The sequence below is a fragment of the Roseibium sp. RP-7 genome (assembly GCF_053005225.1).
Map to the genome: position 1 here is coordinate 1,317,056 of NZ_JBRKQA010000001.1, position 14,518 is coordinate 1,331,573.

The 14,518-nt window shown below is 51.6% G+C and carries 15 protein-coding genes; 13 read left to right on the top strand and 2 right to left on the bottom strand.

The genetic code is table 11. From position 1 onward, the window contains the following. Positions 1 to 174 precede the first annotated feature (174 nt). The 3 genes from ACVDG9_RS05985 to drt3b are packed head-to-tail and all read left to right on the top strand — an operon-like array spanning position 175 to position 6,264. Entirely contained in the window at positions 175 to 2,646 is a 2,472-nt protein-coding gene (locus tag ACVDG9_RS05985) for a replication endonuclease (protein ID WP_447237499.1), read from the top strand. Next, a complete protein-coding gene (drt3a, locus tag ACVDG9_RS05990; protein WP_447237500.1) occupies positions 2,643 to 4,349 on the top strand; it encodes an antiviral reverse transcriptase Drt3a in 1,707 nt (568 codons plus the stop codon). Before ACVDG9_RS05985 ends, drt3a begins: the two co-directional genes overlap by 4 nt. Next, positions 4,342 to 6,264 carry an antiviral reverse transcriptase Drt3b gene (gene drt3b, locus ACVDG9_RS05995; RefSeq protein WP_447237501.1) on the top strand — a complete coding sequence of 641 codons (1,923 nt, stop codon included), beginning with the start codon at positions 4,342 to 4,344 and terminating at the stop codon, positions 6,262 to 6,264. Before drt3a ends, drt3b begins: the two co-directional genes overlap by 8 nt. 179 nt (positions 6,265 to 6,443) lie before the next feature. Here drt3b and ACVDG9_RS06000 read toward each other — a convergent pair whose 3' ends face one another. Beyond that, positions 6,444 to 8,609: a hypothetical protein gene (locus ACVDG9_RS06000; RefSeq protein ID WP_447237502.1), complete on the bottom strand. Its 2,166-nt coding sequence runs from the start codon at positions 8,607 to 8,609 to the stop codon at positions 6,444 to 6,446. Positions 8,610 to 8,731: 122 nt separating this feature from the next. Between ACVDG9_RS06000 and ACVDG9_RS06005 the strand changes: the two genes are divergently transcribed. From ACVDG9_RS06005 to ACVDG9_RS06040, 8 genes are all read left to right on the top strand, one after another. Further along, the gene (locus ACVDG9_RS06005; RefSeq protein WP_447238290.1) at positions 8,732 to 8,911 is read left to right on the top strand and encodes a helix-turn-helix domain-containing protein; all 180 of its coding nucleotides are present in this window, start codon (positions 8,732 to 8,734) and stop codon (positions 8,909 to 8,911) included. A gap of 534 nt (positions 8,912 to 9,445) precedes the next feature. Then, complete coding sequence (locus ACVDG9_RS06010) at positions 9,446 to 10,177, top strand: hypothetical protein (protein WP_447237503.1); 732 nt, start codon at positions 9,446 to 9,448, stop codon at positions 10,175 to 10,177. 137 nt (positions 10,178 to 10,314) lie between these two features. Further along, on the top strand, positions 10,315 to 11,145 hold the full coding sequence (locus tag ACVDG9_RS06015) for a metallophosphoesterase (protein WP_447237504.1): 831 nt from the start codon (positions 10,315 to 10,317) through the stop codon (positions 11,143 to 11,145). Beyond that, complete coding sequence (locus tag ACVDG9_RS06020; protein ID WP_447237506.1) at positions 11,142 to 11,981, top strand: metallophosphoesterase; 840 nt, start codon at positions 11,142 to 11,144, stop codon at positions 11,979 to 11,981. The genes ACVDG9_RS06015 and ACVDG9_RS06020 overlap by 4 nt, the downstream gene beginning before the upstream one ends. A gap of 72 nt (positions 11,982 to 12,053) precedes the next feature. Beyond that, positions 12,054 to 12,212 (top strand): hypothetical protein, encoded by a 159-nt coding sequence (locus ACVDG9_RS06025; protein WP_447237507.1) that lies wholly within the window; start codon positions 12,054 to 12,056, stop codon positions 12,210 to 12,212. Between the two features lie 3 nt (positions 12,213 to 12,215). Next, a complete protein-coding gene (locus ACVDG9_RS06030; protein ID WP_447237508.1) occupies positions 12,216 to 12,461 on the top strand; it encodes a hypothetical protein in 246 nt (81 codons plus the stop codon). Further along, positions 12,458 to 12,679 carry a nucleotidyltransferase domain-containing protein gene (locus ACVDG9_RS06035; protein WP_447237509.1) on the top strand — a complete coding sequence of 74 codons (222 nt, stop codon included), beginning with the start codon at positions 12,458 to 12,460 and terminating at the stop codon, positions 12,677 to 12,679. The genes ACVDG9_RS06030 and ACVDG9_RS06035 overlap by 4 nt, the downstream gene beginning before the upstream one ends. After that, on the top strand, positions 12,642 to 12,788 hold the full coding sequence (locus tag ACVDG9_RS06040) for a hypothetical protein (protein ID WP_447238317.1): 147 nt from the start codon (positions 12,642 to 12,644) through the stop codon (positions 12,786 to 12,788). Before ACVDG9_RS06035 ends, ACVDG9_RS06040 begins: the two co-directional genes overlap by 38 nt. A gap of 6 nt (positions 12,789 to 12,794) precedes the next feature. On the opposite strand, the gene ACVDG9_RS06045 is transcribed toward ACVDG9_RS06040, so the two are convergent. Further along, the gene (locus ACVDG9_RS06045) at positions 12,795 to 13,934 is read right to left on the bottom strand and encodes a hypothetical protein (RefSeq protein ID WP_447237510.1); all 1,140 of its coding nucleotides are present in this window, start codon (positions 13,932 to 13,934) and stop codon (positions 12,795 to 12,797) included. A 151-nt stretch (positions 13,935 to 14,085) separates the two neighbouring features. Here ACVDG9_RS06045 and ACVDG9_RS06050 point away from each other — a divergent pair, with 151 nt between their 5' ends. After that, positions 14,086 to 14,298: a hypothetical protein gene (locus tag ACVDG9_RS06050; protein WP_447237512.1), complete on the top strand. Its 213-nt coding sequence runs from the start codon at positions 14,086 to 14,088 to the stop codon at positions 14,296 to 14,298. Beyond that, positions 14,295 to 14,480 carry a nucleotidyltransferase domain-containing protein gene (locus ACVDG9_RS06055; protein WP_447237514.1) on the top strand — a complete coding sequence of 62 codons (186 nt, stop codon included), beginning with the start codon at positions 14,295 to 14,297 and terminating at the stop codon, positions 14,478 to 14,480. Before ACVDG9_RS06050 ends, ACVDG9_RS06055 begins: the two co-directional genes overlap by 4 nt. Positions 14,481 to 14,518: the final 38 nt, after the last annotated feature.

The following is a 14,518-nucleotide window of genomic DNA, read 5'->3' on the forward strand; positions in this document are numbered from 1 at the left end:
CCCCTTCATAGCATCGGCTCTCCGAGGGCCCTTCGGGAGTTCTGTCGGCGGTTTGACTCGTGCACGCCGACGGGCAAGCCTTAGGGATACGCCTTTAATTTTTGGCGTTCACCGAGGGCTTGAAATGAATCTCTTCGCGACGTCCGGCTTCGGACGACATCAGAGGCACAGGTAGTGCATCGGCCGGATCCTTCAGATTTCCGGCAAAGCCCCCCTCATCAAAATTTCAGATCCAAAAATGTTGACGAATGCTTGCGGCACAGTGTTTCCACCGCTCATGCAATCGCCGTCAGCGAGTTCTCTGAGCGGTTGCTTTGGTGCCGTCCCCGATCTCGTCAGCAGCTCATCGATGACCTGCCATTTCTTGGAAATCGTCATTCTCGGGAAAAGTGGTGGCGAGACGTCAACGTACCCGACGACGAGCGCGGACGCCGACTTGCCGACGAATTAAACGCGCGTGCGTACGCAATACGCCAAGAAGCAAAGCTCCTTCAGGTCAAAGAGAGCCTCTCCTCTCAAGAAAAAAAGCGGATCGCACAGCGCGAGATCACTCTCGACGGGATCGTCCGCGAAAGAGAGATCCGGGAGGAATTCGATGCCCTGGACGCTGAACAGCAAGACATCCGTTTACGACTGCCGAAAGAGTTGCGCGGCTTTCTCGATCGAATGCATCCGGCCCGACGTCGGGAGCGCGAGAAGGCAATCCGGGAATATGTCGGTTTTGATGATCTCAAGTTGATAGAAATGAATCCGAGCGCTCTGGCCATATTGGCTTCTGCCCGGGCGCAACAGCATTTCCGTCAATTCCCGCCGCAAGACAAGAACGGAGTATCGATCCACCAAGAGCCGTTCCACCGCAAGCGGCGTTGTGAAAAATGGTGGCGACGTCGGATGCGAAAACGGCAACGCCGCGCACTTCATTATGTGGAGGCAGCAATCGGCGCCGTCGGCGGGCCCAATGTTCCTGGCCGTCCGCTCTATGTTTCGGACTATTCCCTCGAATCCTACAAGTCCCAGCTTCGGACGACGGAGGAAATCCTTGAGGGGCTGCGGTTGGTCTGCATTGACGATCCGTCGGTCCAGATTCCAATGAAGGAATTGAATGCCCGGAAGAAGAAGGCCGACGCCGCGAAACGGCGGCTCCTCATGGACGCCATACTGGCAAGGATTGAGGGGCTTGAATGGCACCTATGCTGGATAACCATCACCCTGCCCGGGCGTTTCGTGCCGCATGCGACGAACGAGTCCTTTCGGAAGGAGGACTGGGATCCGGAACTTGGCCCCGAGGAAGCCCTGAGGGCCATTCAAAAAATGCACCACGACGTCATGTGCCTGCTCCGGGAGCAGAAGGTTCGTCCGATGGGCTGGTGGAATGCCCAGGCCCAGCAATCGGGGACGCCTCATCGGCATCTCCTTCTGGCCTGCCCGACGCGCGAAGACGCCCGCGCCGTATGCGATGCCTTCTGGGACAAGTTCGCGTCGGTGGAGAAGGATTCACGGCAAGCCGAAGCCCGCCAGAATGACCCTGGGTGCCGCGCCTATGTTGTCGGCGACAGTGATCCGGCCTACGCCCCGCCCAAAGGAACGAACGGCCAGGAGGAAACTGCGGCGTCTATCGCCAAGTACATGGCTCGTTATGCGAGCCGTCATGTCGATCCGGATCTGTCCTACGGAAACGACGACGAATTCCTCCGGCATGCGGCCTGGGCATCAAGCCGACGCATCCGCACGCATACGTGGGTGGGATTCGATGCGGGACGGTCGCCGTCTGCCATGTGGGACACACTCTGGGCAAAAGCCTCTCGTGACGGTGAAAACGCCGATCCGGAGAACGCGCGCATGCGGCTCGCGATCCGCATGATGAGGAAGGTGCAGGAGTGCATCGATCTGATTGCCGACCTGCGACGTCACCAAGAGACCCTCGAAGGTGAAGACCTGGAGCATTCCCGAGACCTGATCAAAGCCGAATCCTCGAAAGCGGCGCATCTGGCGTGGCACGCAGGGATTGCCGTAGGCTTGTGGCCCGACCGTGATCTTGCCTTCGAGGAGCTTGACTGGCTCAGGACCGAGACCGCGGCCCTTGACGGGGAACAACAGGGCGACGTGCGACCGGAAAGGTTTCATGACCTGACGTCCGACGGTGTACGTTCGCTCTGCCAGCGGCTCGAGACAAATCTCCCGCCTATGCCGCTTCGGGACATTCGAGAATCGGCCTACGGCGAACGCAGGGCGGTGACAATCGGCGTTGCGGCGCCCGTACCTCGCTTCATGATGACGGTGAAGCAGTTCCGGAATGCCGAATCCCTTCGCCGCATCGCACAGCTTCTGGACTTGGATGCCGTAGGCAAGCGTTCGGAACGGAAAGAAATCTTGAGAGCCTTCAATGAGGCTGGGATTCGTTTGTCGAAACGTCCCGACGGGATAGTCGTCGGCTTTGACCTTTCCGGTGAGACGATTCTTCGGACTGATCGTGAGTGGATCATCGCCGACGTCGAGACGGCAGAGGAAATGCTTGAGCAATGGAATGGTAGGTTGAAAACGGATTCCCCTCGGTTGGATCATCTTTCAGATAATCCAACCGACCCAAGAGAATGTGCTTCGCACATTTCTGGGTCAGGTCAGTCAGGGGAGCCGCCACCGTCATGACCGAGAGCGACGTCCATAACGAAAAAATTAGGTTTCCAGAACGCGGACAAGAGTCAGTGCATGAGGGCCGCTGGGGTGAAACGGGCGGCATCCAGGCAATCCGTCCGCTACGCTCCCGGACAAGCCAATCCCTGAAACCTTCTTCGGCCTTCGGCCAAGGTTTCCGGTATTGGTTGCGCTGGATCCTGACACCGCCCTTGACCCACCTCTGGCCGTCTCGTTCGGCCTATCGGCCTGCGGGCAAGCCCCTGAAGGGTCATGCCCGTGAACGAGCATGGACGGCCATCGGCGCGTCATTCACCCGCTATGCGTCGCCAACAGGCTCTTCGATAGACACTCAAGCTTATTCACGTGCCTCAAAAGGATGTGCGGCTTGCAGATGCAACCCCAAAACGCTAGGAAATCAGTTTAACGTCGAGGGGGAAGCGGGCGTGCGATACAAGGTGATTTCGGAGAGATCTCTCGCGGCTTCGGTCCGTCCGAATGATTCGAGCCGATTCCGAGTCGATTTAACTCGGCAGCGCACCACGATTTTCAACAATGTAATAGCGGCTTATCAAGATCATTCTAAAGTATTTTTGAATATAAAGAAGAAATATATTAACGGAAAAGAGTGCCATACTTACAGAGATTACTCTGATCATCTAATTTCGCGCACGATAACAGCATACCTTAGGCGTCAGCACACTGTTCGGGTTGCATCAAGAGACGTGGTGGTCAAGGGAGTGGTAGAAGCACTTTTAGATGGGTCCAGTATGTATGTAATAAGAAAGGATATAAAATCCTTCTACGAAAGCATACCGTTGGAAGAATTAAAATATAAACTCTTGAGTGATAAAAGAACTCCATTAAAAATTAGGAATCTATATCAGCAATTCTTTGATAAGCACTGTGGTAGTAACGAGATTGGGTTGCCTCGAGGCGTTGGACTTTCTGCAATACTAGCAGAGATTTTTATGCAGGATTTTGATCACAAAGTTAGAAAAATTGAGGGGGTCTATCAATATTATAGATTTAGTGATGATATTCTCATTTTTTCCCATCTGAGCGGTCAAGTAATATCTAGTAAGCTGGAGGAAATTATTCCAAAGAATTTGAAATTTAATCACAAAAAAGGAAAGAATAAAGTAATAAGAATTGAAAACATGTCAGAGACATGCTTGGAGGAATTTGAGTACTTAGGATATAAGTTCTCATTTGAAAAGTCCTCCAAAAATAAGAGCAGGAAAGTTGTTGTTTCAATAGGAGGCCGAAAAATAAAAAGGCTTAAGTCACGAATAATAACGGCTCTGAAAAGGTTCGAGAAAGACAAAGATTTCGAGCTACTCCTATCACGCATGAAGTATCTTTCAGGTAATTATATGGTGCGAAGAAAGGAGGCAAAACTGAAAAACTCTACCCATATAAAGTCTGGGATCTTTTACAGCTATAAGCTGGCCGGGGAATACCAACTTCGATTTGGAACAAACCTCGAGAAGCAAGCTCCGGGGCTAATAGAGTTAAAGCACGTCGATGGCTTCTATCATTCTCTCCTAGTAAGTTCCCGAAGCGAGTTCCGAAATTTCCTGCGCAGAAATGTGTCAGTTGGTCAGATGGGTGAACTGAAGAAAATCTCTTTCTTACGCGGTTTCGAAAAACGTATGTTGGTACGTATGCCGCCATATAGAATTTCGGAAATTAAAGGAATTTGGCGGAATGTATAAGGAGCCTCACGACAAAATCTATTGGCGTCCTCTTCTAACGGAGACGTTGCCGTATGAGGTGCCCATGATCTTCTCAAACGATCTGTTTTACGGTGCCCTGAATAATAAATTTGAGGGTAAATCGCAGGTACTATTTGATGCTCTTCTTCCTGACTATAAGAGTTTTACTAAGCCGCTAAATTATAAAATAATCAAAGATAGGGGAGGGAAGACAACGCTCTCAATAATACATCCATTTATCCAGATAAAAATGGCAAGACACTACAACAATTATGAGAGTGCAATAGTTTCATATTGCTCAAGAAGTGAATACTCTATTCGATATCCGATAAAAGTTACGAAGTTATACTCGGAAAACGAGACTGCCGAGGACAATGAAATCAAAAGTGACGAGCCCCAAATTGAACGGAGCCCTGACGAGCAAGATTACTCTCACATAGCAAATTACTTTACATACTCAAAATACAATTTACTTTTAAAATTCATTGACTCACGGGAGTATATTGATCTCGAGAAAAAGTATTCAAAATTAAGAAATCTTGACGTGAGTCGCTGTTTCTACAATATATATACACATTCTATTACCTGGGCGGTGAAGGATAAAGATTTTGCAAAAATAAATAAGGATCATCACACGTTTGAAAGTGTATTTGATCAGATTATGCAAAGAGCAAATTACAACGAAACAAATGGAATAGTTGTCGGGCCAGAGGTTTCGAGAATTTTTGCCGAAATAATATTCCAACGAGTAGATCGAGAAATAGAAAGAAAACTCGCAGAAGATTTTCAAGAGGGTGAATTTGTAATTAGAAGATATGTTGATGATTATTTTATTTTCTCTAATTCTATGGAGAGTTTGGATAGAATAGAAGAAGTAATTTCGGAGGAATTGGAGAAATATAAGCTGTATATTAATGAGGATAAAAGAAACACGGCATCTAGACCGTTCGTTTCAGACATCACATTGGCGAGACGAGATATCTCCGACGTAATTGACGAAATCCGCGCCGCAATTTTGCGTCTTGATCAAAATCTTGATGAGGGTGAGGTTCGGAAAATTGCAAAGGGAATAAGGCGAAGCATCCAGAAGCTTAGATTGGTCACTAAAGAGTACAATGTGGGCTTTCATACGATAAGCGGTTGGATACTTTCTCGATTGCGCTCGCTGTTTGGTGAAATCGCTAGTGTATCAAAATCTGCTGACTGGCCCGAAACTTCGCTCGGCGCGCTTTCGGACGTAGGTGCGGCAATTATTGAACTTAGTTTTTATATAATATCTCTAGATGTTCGAGTTAGAACGACATATAGCCTATTTCAAATTCTGACGGCGATACAGAATTTTTCTAAAAAAGACAACGGGGAATATATTGAGTATTTGAATCATATCGCCTTCGAGGAACTTAATTCTTTAACGCAGAACTTTTCCCAAAAATATGGCGTTGAAGATTTAAACGAATGCGTAGAATTGATGAATCTATTTATTTGTGGTGCGGTTGTATATGGTAGTGATTTTGTTGATGATACAAGAAATTCAAATATAATAAAAAACACATTATCGGAAAAAGTATCGTATTTTGGATACATAAGCGCAAAATTTTGCATGCAGAAGTCCAAAAAGTTAAAGCTTCACATGAAGGAGCTTGACGACATAGTTGAAGGTATTCTTTTGTTTGATGTGAATGGGTGGAAAATAGACTGTGAGAGATATCTCTTACTCGTAGATTACCTTTCATCTGATACGGTAGCTTTGTCTTCTAAGAAAAAAATAATTGATGAATGCGTGAATATCAAAAGAATTAGTGATGACGAGATTAAAGACATGTGCGCTACTTATGCTTATGCAGACTGGCGAGGTATTCGTATTAAGTACCTCCTGAAAAGAAAGCAGTTGCGTTCGGTGTATAGTTGGAGCTAACTTTCAGGTGGGTAGGCCATCGTGCCGAAGGTATGGTTGCGACGGCTGGTTAGCTACCAGTCATCGGAGCTTTTACAGCACCAGTTGATGTTTGCGCAGTTGCAGCTTCGCTGTGAAGGTGGCACGGCATCTATGGCGGCTGGATGGGTCTTGGCCCACACACACAGATTGGCGTTGGCCTACCCGCCTATATACCTTTTACGACCCCGATGGCGTTTGCTGGTCGAAAGCAAATCAAAACTCAGCCCTTCAAAAACCGAAAAATTGACCTCCGTGTCTAGTTCGCGGTTGTAAATGGCTCTGCCAAGTCGTTCGGGTATCAGTTGGAAGCCATATAGATCATGGTTGTCTTTATTTCCCTTGTGCCCAACCTGAAGGCGGGTTTCCCGATCTTTGAATTGTTGGCGGAGTTCCTCGATGTTTCCGCCTCGTAGCGAGTGGAAGACCTCCCGGTTCCGGCTGTTCGTCGTTTTCACGCCAGCGGCTGTGAGTAGGCGTCCCATATAAGACGATGCGGATCTGGCCGGGTCCTCCAGACGCATCAGTTCCTTGAAGATGAAACCATCCTGCTGGACTGCCCACTGGATGAAACCGATATCCTCGAGAATGCGGTGAAGGACGAAATAGTCCTCGCTCTCCTCGGTCTTCGACGGCGTCTCTGCGGACGCCCCAGTTTCTTCTTCGACTATTTCCATTTTCGGTTGGAGGACCCAGACCCCCGGGAACTTTTCGATGATGTCGTCGGCACTCGTATAGGTCAGTAGACCGATACGACGTCCGGTGAGGTACCCGAGAAGGGGGAGCATCGCGTTATCCAGCAAGCCGCTTTCCACGCCCTTCCGAAAGATGGTCGAGACCTGGACGGAACTCAGTGGTGATGTTTTGGCCTTTCGGTTGTTCTTTCGTCCCTTGGGGAGGCGCAAGCTCACATTCTCCAGTGGGTTCTTGTACTCCCAGCCAAGTGCACCTTCGGCGATTATGCGTTTCACGGTCGAGACGTATTGCGTCCGGATCGTGGTCGAACTCAACGGTTTGAGCTGAAGGTCGGAATTATCGGAAATAATTTCCCGGGCGGTGAGACCCTTGCGGCGGTCAGACATCTTCGCTGGATAGAATCTGAGAAGTTCGATGAAGGCTTGCAGATCGGACGGCACATATGTGTCTGCCGGATGGTCGCCAATCAGTTCAACGAACAACTCACAGCGAGCGCGGGCCGAAGCTACGTCGGTTGATTTTCCGGACTTGGTTGCCCTCCGTTTCTCCCATGCATCCAGATTTTCTTTTGCAACGACAGAGAACAGCGGAGCGGAAGACGCAGGTCGTTCGATGAACCTGCGGTCGAGTTTATAGGTGGGTATATGTTCGTCCGAAATCGCAGCAGGCTGTCCAGGCATTATGGCGGGCTGAACGGGGCTAGCCAAAATGCATTCCGGAGCCGCCGCCGTTTCGGTAGGCGGATCAATCTTTTTATGGAGCGGAATGTCAGCGGCGTCGCCGGATGCTTCACCCAGACCGTAGTGCTGCGGCTTTTCCCGGTCTTTGGATGCGGTACTAGCCGCTTCCACCATTTGAGACCCTTCTCGAGGTTGAACCCCGACATTGGCGTCCAGCGGTTTTTCAGGTGATCCCCCGTATCCTGCTGAAATGCCTGTGCGCTCAGCAAGTGCTCTTGCCCTTCGAGCAGTCTCTTCTCTTGGATCAGGAGTTCGTGCGGCACTGTCCTTTTCAGTGAAAGCGGCTTCCAGATCGCGCGTGTACTTCGTCTGAAGCGTTTCGAAGTTGTCGACAACGAGGGGGTTGGCGTTGTCTGGATCAGAGATCTCTTTCGACAGCTGGACGAACCCCCGCATGGCCGCGAACATCTTTTGATCTGCCGGGCTGTCTGAAGGGGGCGGGCTTGAAATGATTTTCTGATAGACGCGGAGCTCGCCGACGAGTTCGCCCTTTCGGTTCGGATCGTTCAGCTTGGCCTCGAGTTCTTCATCGGTGTATTCCGAGAAGCCATCTTTCTTTGGTTGATCGTCTGTCACGCCCAGTTGTCCCGCCCGTCCGAACAGTCGGCGCGCATAGCCAATCAGGAGGTCAGCCTGACGCCGCGCTTCCTTGTGCGGGCAAGCACCGAGGCTGATCCGGATCGGTGCCGCACGGCGTGCCGGATCCAAATGTTTCGGCCATCGAACCTGAAAAAGATAAATATTTTGGGACCGGACCAGATTGGGGCCGGGAGAAGGAGTTCTCGGCTTCCCGGATTTCGGTGTTCCGGACGGAGGAGGGGGCGATTGATTGCGGCGTCCCTGACGGACGGCTTCAAGGGAGACGACGGTCGATACCTTGCGCGATACCATAAACGATACCAGCCTCTATTCGAGGTTGGCCGTTTTCTGAACATTCGCGGAATTCTGCGGTTCGCCTAAATGGCGGAGAGTGCAGTGGGAAATGGCGGAGTAAGTGGGATAAATCTACGAACCTGGCAACATATTGGAAACTATCGGTAAATTTAGCTGGGCAGCGTGCTGAGACGAAAGAGGAGCGTTTCAAGGAAGCCGTTTTTGCGCTGAGACGCAACGGGCTCACTTATCGGCAGATTGCCGGTGAACTCAGTATTTCGACTTCATCCATTTCACGGATTTTACGAAGGAAATACTAGGCCGTTTGGACGAATTTGCTCAGTTAAAAGTTTTAGGATTCCGGATTGATTTCGAAGTGATTCATAGGTTGCCGACGTGATTTGGAGGTCGGCGATGTATACCGAGTTGGCAGAAAGCGATTTCTTGTCACGAGTTGGGGCGAAGACAAAGAATGCCAGTTTGCATCATGAGGCGCGGCATTAATTCACACTTCACAACATCTCATGGTGCGCATTGATCGCCTTTTGCGCATCCAAATACGTCGATGCCTGCATCAACTCCGCCCCTGCCCAGTCAGGAAAACAGTCGCGAAAAACTCTGTCTCAAAAATAGGGTATTTGGCGGGAGCTCCTCATCGAGAGACGCCGTCAAAAGTCGGCTCGAAGACCTCAGTGCAATTTAGGGGGCGTCGCGTCTTCTGAAAATGTGCCAATCTCCCCTCATTCGGTGACTTCATGGCCTGCTCGAATAGTCGAGCAGACAGAAAAAGTCTTTGATATCAATATGGTGAAGGATTCACCAGAACCGCTTGGTTTGGTGAAGGGGACGGCAAAATGAAATACTATCTTGAAACTCTTGACGTCGCTCAGAGGCATTCCATCGTTCGAACAGCGTTGCGTTCGATGACCGACATCCGCACCGGACTTCGAATCCCTGCGACCGAAGAGCTTGAGCATGGGTTTCCCTTCTATAAGAATAGCTTGAGGGCGGATTTAATTAATTACTGTAACTATTTATATAAAATAGATCAGTTTTTTGATCTTGATACTGATTTGCTTTCAGAGACGGCAGGATCCGGAAATGACGAGTTATTAAATATTTGTGAGAATTTCCTTAATTCAGTAAGTTCAATCAATTTTGCGTACAGTAGAAATCACGAAGACTTCAAGAGGCGTCTGGACGTGTATATCTCTCGGCATGAGAAGGATTCAGAACTTGAGTTCGATGGGCTGGACAGTGTTATGGACAGCCTGAATATGCTGTCATGCATTTTCGCGAAGGTCATTGAAGACTGCACCAAACCGAGCTCAGCGGAGCCTGCGAATTGCTTCGGAGACAATAAGGAGCTGCTTAATCGGTGTCTTGTCGAAGCCATGGATAGGTTCGGTTCGGCCGCGTACGAGTTGTTTCTGATCGAAGATGCGCTCGACAGCAAAGACGCCGAGACGAAGCAAATGACCTTGTTCCGATTGGGGGCAAGGAGAGGGATCTATCCGGTGTGGCCGGAGAAGCAATTGCATGGTGGAGCTGTGCGTGATGCCCACTTTTCCGATAATCCGTCGTGAGTTCGATATGTAAGAAACAGCGGTATTTTCTGCATGACGCTCTCGACCGCACTAAAGGCTGATGACCCTACCAAAAGATCGGCGGTATTTGATCCCATTTTCACGGTCGAAATCGGGTTCAGGTCGGGGATGACACCATGAAGCTCTGGATCGTTTCCGATCTCCACTACGAGATGCAGGCTTTCTCCCTGCCGTCGCCGGAAGATGTGCCGAATGCCGACATCATGGTCATCGCCGGGGATTTTCACAACGCCCGCGCCACGAAGGACTACATCAACGAGCTGATCGAGATCGTCGGTATGGATGTCGTCATGGTCGCCGGAAACCATGAGCACTACGGAATCGGAATCGAAGAGGGACTTGAGCACCTTCGGGCGATTGACAATCCTCGACTGCACTTTCTCGAGAATGAAACCGTGATCCTCGGCGACTCCCGCTTCGTCGGGGCTACGCTCTGGACGGACTTCAAGCTCTACGGTGCAGAGCGTGAGAGAGCCGCTAGGGAATTGGCGCGGGCAAAAATGAATGACTTCGTGCAGGTATGGCGTTACTCGGACCCGGACGCAATCGAAGATCTCGCGGATGAGATGGCCGTTATGCACGCTGAGAGCAAAGCATATATTTCCGACGTCCTGGCCGAGAATTTCGACGGGCCGACCGTCGTCGTCACGCACCATGCCCCGCACCCAGAATGCTGTCATTCAAAGCACGGGAGAACGCTTCTGGACGCGGCATTCGCTTCCGATTGTCGTGATCTGATGCATGGCGATATCGCTCCGGATTTATGGATCTCGGGCCACACACATGACGGCCATGCTTTCACCGAAGGGAACACGAAGCTGATCGGCAATCCCTACGGATATGTTTGTCGATGGACCGGAAAACCGGAAAACGAAATCTGGCAACCGGATCTCGTGATCGACACAGACATGCTTCCACGCTTCCGGTCGGGAAAGCTGGCTCCATGAAAGTCTGGGTCGTCTCCGATCTTCATTTCGAACGCTTCCGACCGGAAGAAGTTACCGTGCTGGAGAAGCCGGATGACGCCGACGTCATGGTCGTTGCCGGGGATACCCACAAGTGCCCGAGGGTGCCTGATTGGGTCCTTCGCCAGCGTGACGCTTCCGGGATCCCCATCGTCATCATCGCCGGGAACCACGAGCATTATGGCCAAAACACCATCTACAATTCGCTCAGCCTCCTGAAGGAGGTTCTCGGACGGGAAGAGGGCATCCACTTCCTCGAGAACGATGCCGTGACCCTCGGCGATTGCCGCTTCGTTGGAGCGACCATGTGGACCGACTTTTCGCTTCATGGGGAGCAGAACAGGAAGAGCCGGATGACGAAGGCGCACTCCTACATGAACGACTACGCGCACATCCGCACCGCGATGCACAAGCATCTGACGCCGGCCGACACGCTTGAATTCCACGAGCGCACGAGGCGGGAGTTTACCGAAACGCTGGACTGGTATCCGCACGACGGCCCCACCATCTTCGTCACGCATCACATGCCCCATCCGCTATGCGGCATCCGGTATAGCACGCACGAACTCCTGAAACCTGCATACGCATCCGACATGTCCGACATCATGCTTCGCGATGACGGACCGGACCTCTGGATCTCTGGACACGGGCATGAAAGCTATGATTTCGAGGTCGGTCAATGCCGATTGGTCGCTAATCCTCGCGGATATGAGGACAAGGATAGCCATAACGGTTTCGAGAACTTGGAATGGGACCCCAGGAAGGTCATCGACACCGATCTGTTGCCGCGATTTCGACCGCCAGGACCGACATCTTAACGCCGCCGGCGATTTCACCGCGGTCATTTGCAGCCGAAGGACTTTTTATGTCGGAACAGCAAGGATGCATCGATGACCGACCCATATTTCGAAGGCCTCACGATCAGTTTTGACAACTTCACGAAATATGTCGATCGCTGGAACCGGATTGCCCAGGATATTGACGTCAGGATCCTTCTGGATGAAATCGGAGATGCTATCAGCCGCAGGTACCGAGCACGTGAGATCTAGGACATGAACGAAGACGACGATGACGTTCTGAAAGCGATGGAGAAGCTCGGCGATACCGGAAAGTTGCCCGAGCCGCCGAATAAGCTCGATATGCTGACGGAAAAAATGGCTGTACCGGGGCCGAATGAGGAAGCGTTTTTCGAAGAGCGGCGACGTAAGGGGCTGGGCGTCGGACTTGACGACGACGGCGAACTTGTCAGCTGCGGCAACATCGCAGACCAAAAACCGGCCGCGCACGAAGACGAATGACCGATTTCCGTTCCCGCTACCTCGAGTCCGCTAGGCGCGTTGCTGTCTCTACGAAGGAACGCGGTGTCGAAGTGCGACTGGTCGGTAGCCTAGCGCGAGGAACCGATTTCGACGCATCGAGCGACATCGATTTCCTCGTCCTCGATTGCCCTGAAGACCTTCGAAGCCGACGTCGAGGACATGCTCGAAGGTATCCCGTTCGATGTCACCTATCTTGATGAGGTCGGATCAGAACACTTCCGAAAACGCTTGCTGGAAGATGCGGTCAATCTCACGAACGAAGGTGGGAAGCCCGATGACTTCTGGCCCGACGCATTGGTCAGTTGAGACAGCTCACTCGATGGGCTGGCCGTCCAACCCATAAGCTTCGGTCCCGCAGTGGTTCGCCGCGAAAATCAGGTTCTTTCGACTGCCTGCAAGTTGCGTCGTCGCCCTCATGGCCGTGTAGGGTTTCTCGAAATCGACGTGGAATACGAACTCCCGCGTCTTCTTCAGGAAATGAATGAGAGCCTCGGGCGGAATGTACAGGAACACTCGCGTGACCAAAGGGTCCGCTGGCATGATCAGAGGCGTTGCCTCAATGAATTTGACACCATCGGCGCCGAGCCATGCGCCAGTAACGTTTTGCTTTATCACCTCGTACGGACCGTTGATGTCCATGCTTGCGATGAGCACCCCCGGAATGCTCTCATTGCAGAACAAACCGACTTCCATTTCCCGTTCGTCGTCGGCAGACGGACGACTGAAAGCCTTGTAGCCGTCGTTATGGAAATCGAGCCGCCAGGCGGTCTGAGGATCCGGCTTCACCCCCGTCAGCATGTTAAGGACACGCGGCTCGCTCTTCTCGAAGCCGCTTTCCTTTTCTCCCGGATATCGCGCGAGTCCCCAGCCGTCCGCATCCTCGCGGGAGAACCAGATCATCTCCTCTGGGTTTGCGTAACCAGCGAAGGCTTTGATTGAGCCATAGGAAACCCCGTGCGCCCGGGCGTTCTCTGACATCAGATCGTTGCACTTGTCGTCCGGCAACCCGCCCTTGGAACAAGAATGTTGGCCCAGTTTTCCGAACGGCTCGACGGTTCGATAGGCTCCGGAGACGAATAGGATGGAAGCACAGGCGGACGCGCATTCCGCCCCATTCGGAATAACCGTCTGCCAAGTACCTTGATCCATGAGATTTACGATTGCGAGCGCGGCCATCACACCGCCGCCGCCGCTATCTAGGAGCAAGACTTTTGCACCGTGCGGCCAAACTTCGGCTTGATCGCGGGCGGACATGAAATCCGTCACCAACTCATCATCGATCGAACCAGTCAGCTTCAGAACGTCATGGCCTCTCCAACGGACTTTCTCGATAGCTCCAGCATTTGCGACCTCGGCCGATAGAAGGAGCGCCAGCACGGATAGAAAGATACCGAGTGGACGTTTCGTCTTTGAAGGCGGCATAAATTTTCCAGACACTGCAAAAAAAATCATCCGCAGATCGAGTCGAATAACACTCCGAGCAGCTTGGTTGTATTACCGGTTGAGGTCAACTCGGTCCAGCTTTCGTGCCGATCATGGCCTCCTTGCCTCAAAATTATGGAAAAAGGCATCTACAAATCTAGGGCTATTCATTCGGAAAGCGATGGAGAAGCTCGGCGATACCGGAAAGCTGCCCGAGCCGCCGAATAAGCTCGATACGCTGACGGACAAAATGGCTGTGCCGAGGCCGAATGAGGAAGCGTTTTTCGAAGAGCGGAGGCGTAAGGGTCTGGGCGTCGGTCTTGACGACAACGGCAACCTAGTCAACGCCAGTGATTGCGCGAACAAAAAGCCGTCTCCACACCTGGACGAATGACCGATCTCGCCGACCTCCGCTCGCGACACCTTGAGGCCACCGAGTACGTCGTCGTTGCCCTGAAGGATCGCGGTGTCAAAATTCGTGTGGTCGGCAGTCTGGCTCGGGGAACGGATTTCAGTCCGTCGAGCGACATCGATTTACTCGTCTTCGTCCTCGAATGCCCGGATGAGCTTGCTTAACTCCGAAAACAACTGTTGATATTCTATTTTAGGTTGAG

Coding starts and splice junctions, on each gene's coding strand:
- drt3a (WP_447237500.1), top strand. CDS start 2,643: ATGACCGAGAGCGACGTCCATAACGAAAAAATTAGGTTTCCAGAACGC.
- drt3b (WP_447237501.1), top strand. CDS start 4,342: ATGTATAAGGAGCCTCACGACAAAATCTATTGGCGTCCTCTTCTAACG.
- ACVDG9_RS06000 (WP_447237502.1), bottom strand. CDS start 8,609: ATGGTATCGCGCAAGGTATCGACCGTCGTCTCCCTTGAAGCCGTCCGT.
- ACVDG9_RS06010 (WP_447237503.1), top strand. CDS start 9,446: ATGAAATACTATCTTGAAACTCTTGACGTCGCTCAGAGGCATTCCATC.
- ACVDG9_RS06015 (WP_447237504.1), top strand. CDS start 10,315: ATGAAGCTCTGGATCGTTTCCGATCTCCACTACGAGATGCAGGCTTTC.
- ACVDG9_RS06020 (WP_447237506.1), top strand. CDS start 11,142: ATGAAAGTCTGGGTCGTCTCCGATCTTCATTTCGAACGCTTCCGACCG.
- ACVDG9_RS06025 (WP_447237507.1), top strand. CDS start 12,054: ATGACCGACCCATATTTCGAAGGCCTCACGATCAGTTTTGACAACTTC.
- ACVDG9_RS06030 (WP_447237508.1), top strand. CDS start 12,216: ATGAACGAAGACGACGATGACGTTCTGAAAGCGATGGAGAAGCTCGGC.
- ACVDG9_RS06035 (WP_447237509.1), top strand. CDS start 12,458: ATGACCGATTTCCGTTCCCGCTACCTCGAGTCCGCTAGGCGCGTTGCT.
- ACVDG9_RS06040 (WP_447238317.1), top strand. CDS start 12,642: ATGCTCGAAGGTATCCCGTTCGATGTCACCTATCTTGATGAGGTCGGA.
- ACVDG9_RS06045 (WP_447237510.1), bottom strand. CDS start 13,934: ATGATTTTTTTTGCAGTGTCTGGAAAATTTATGCCGCCTTCAAAGACG.
- ACVDG9_RS06050 (WP_447237512.1), top strand. CDS start 14,086: ATGGAGAAGCTCGGCGATACCGGAAAGCTGCCCGAGCCGCCGAATAAG.
- ACVDG9_RS06055 (WP_447237514.1), top strand. CDS start 14,295: ATGACCGATCTCGCCGACCTCCGCTCGCGACACCTTGAGGCCACCGAG.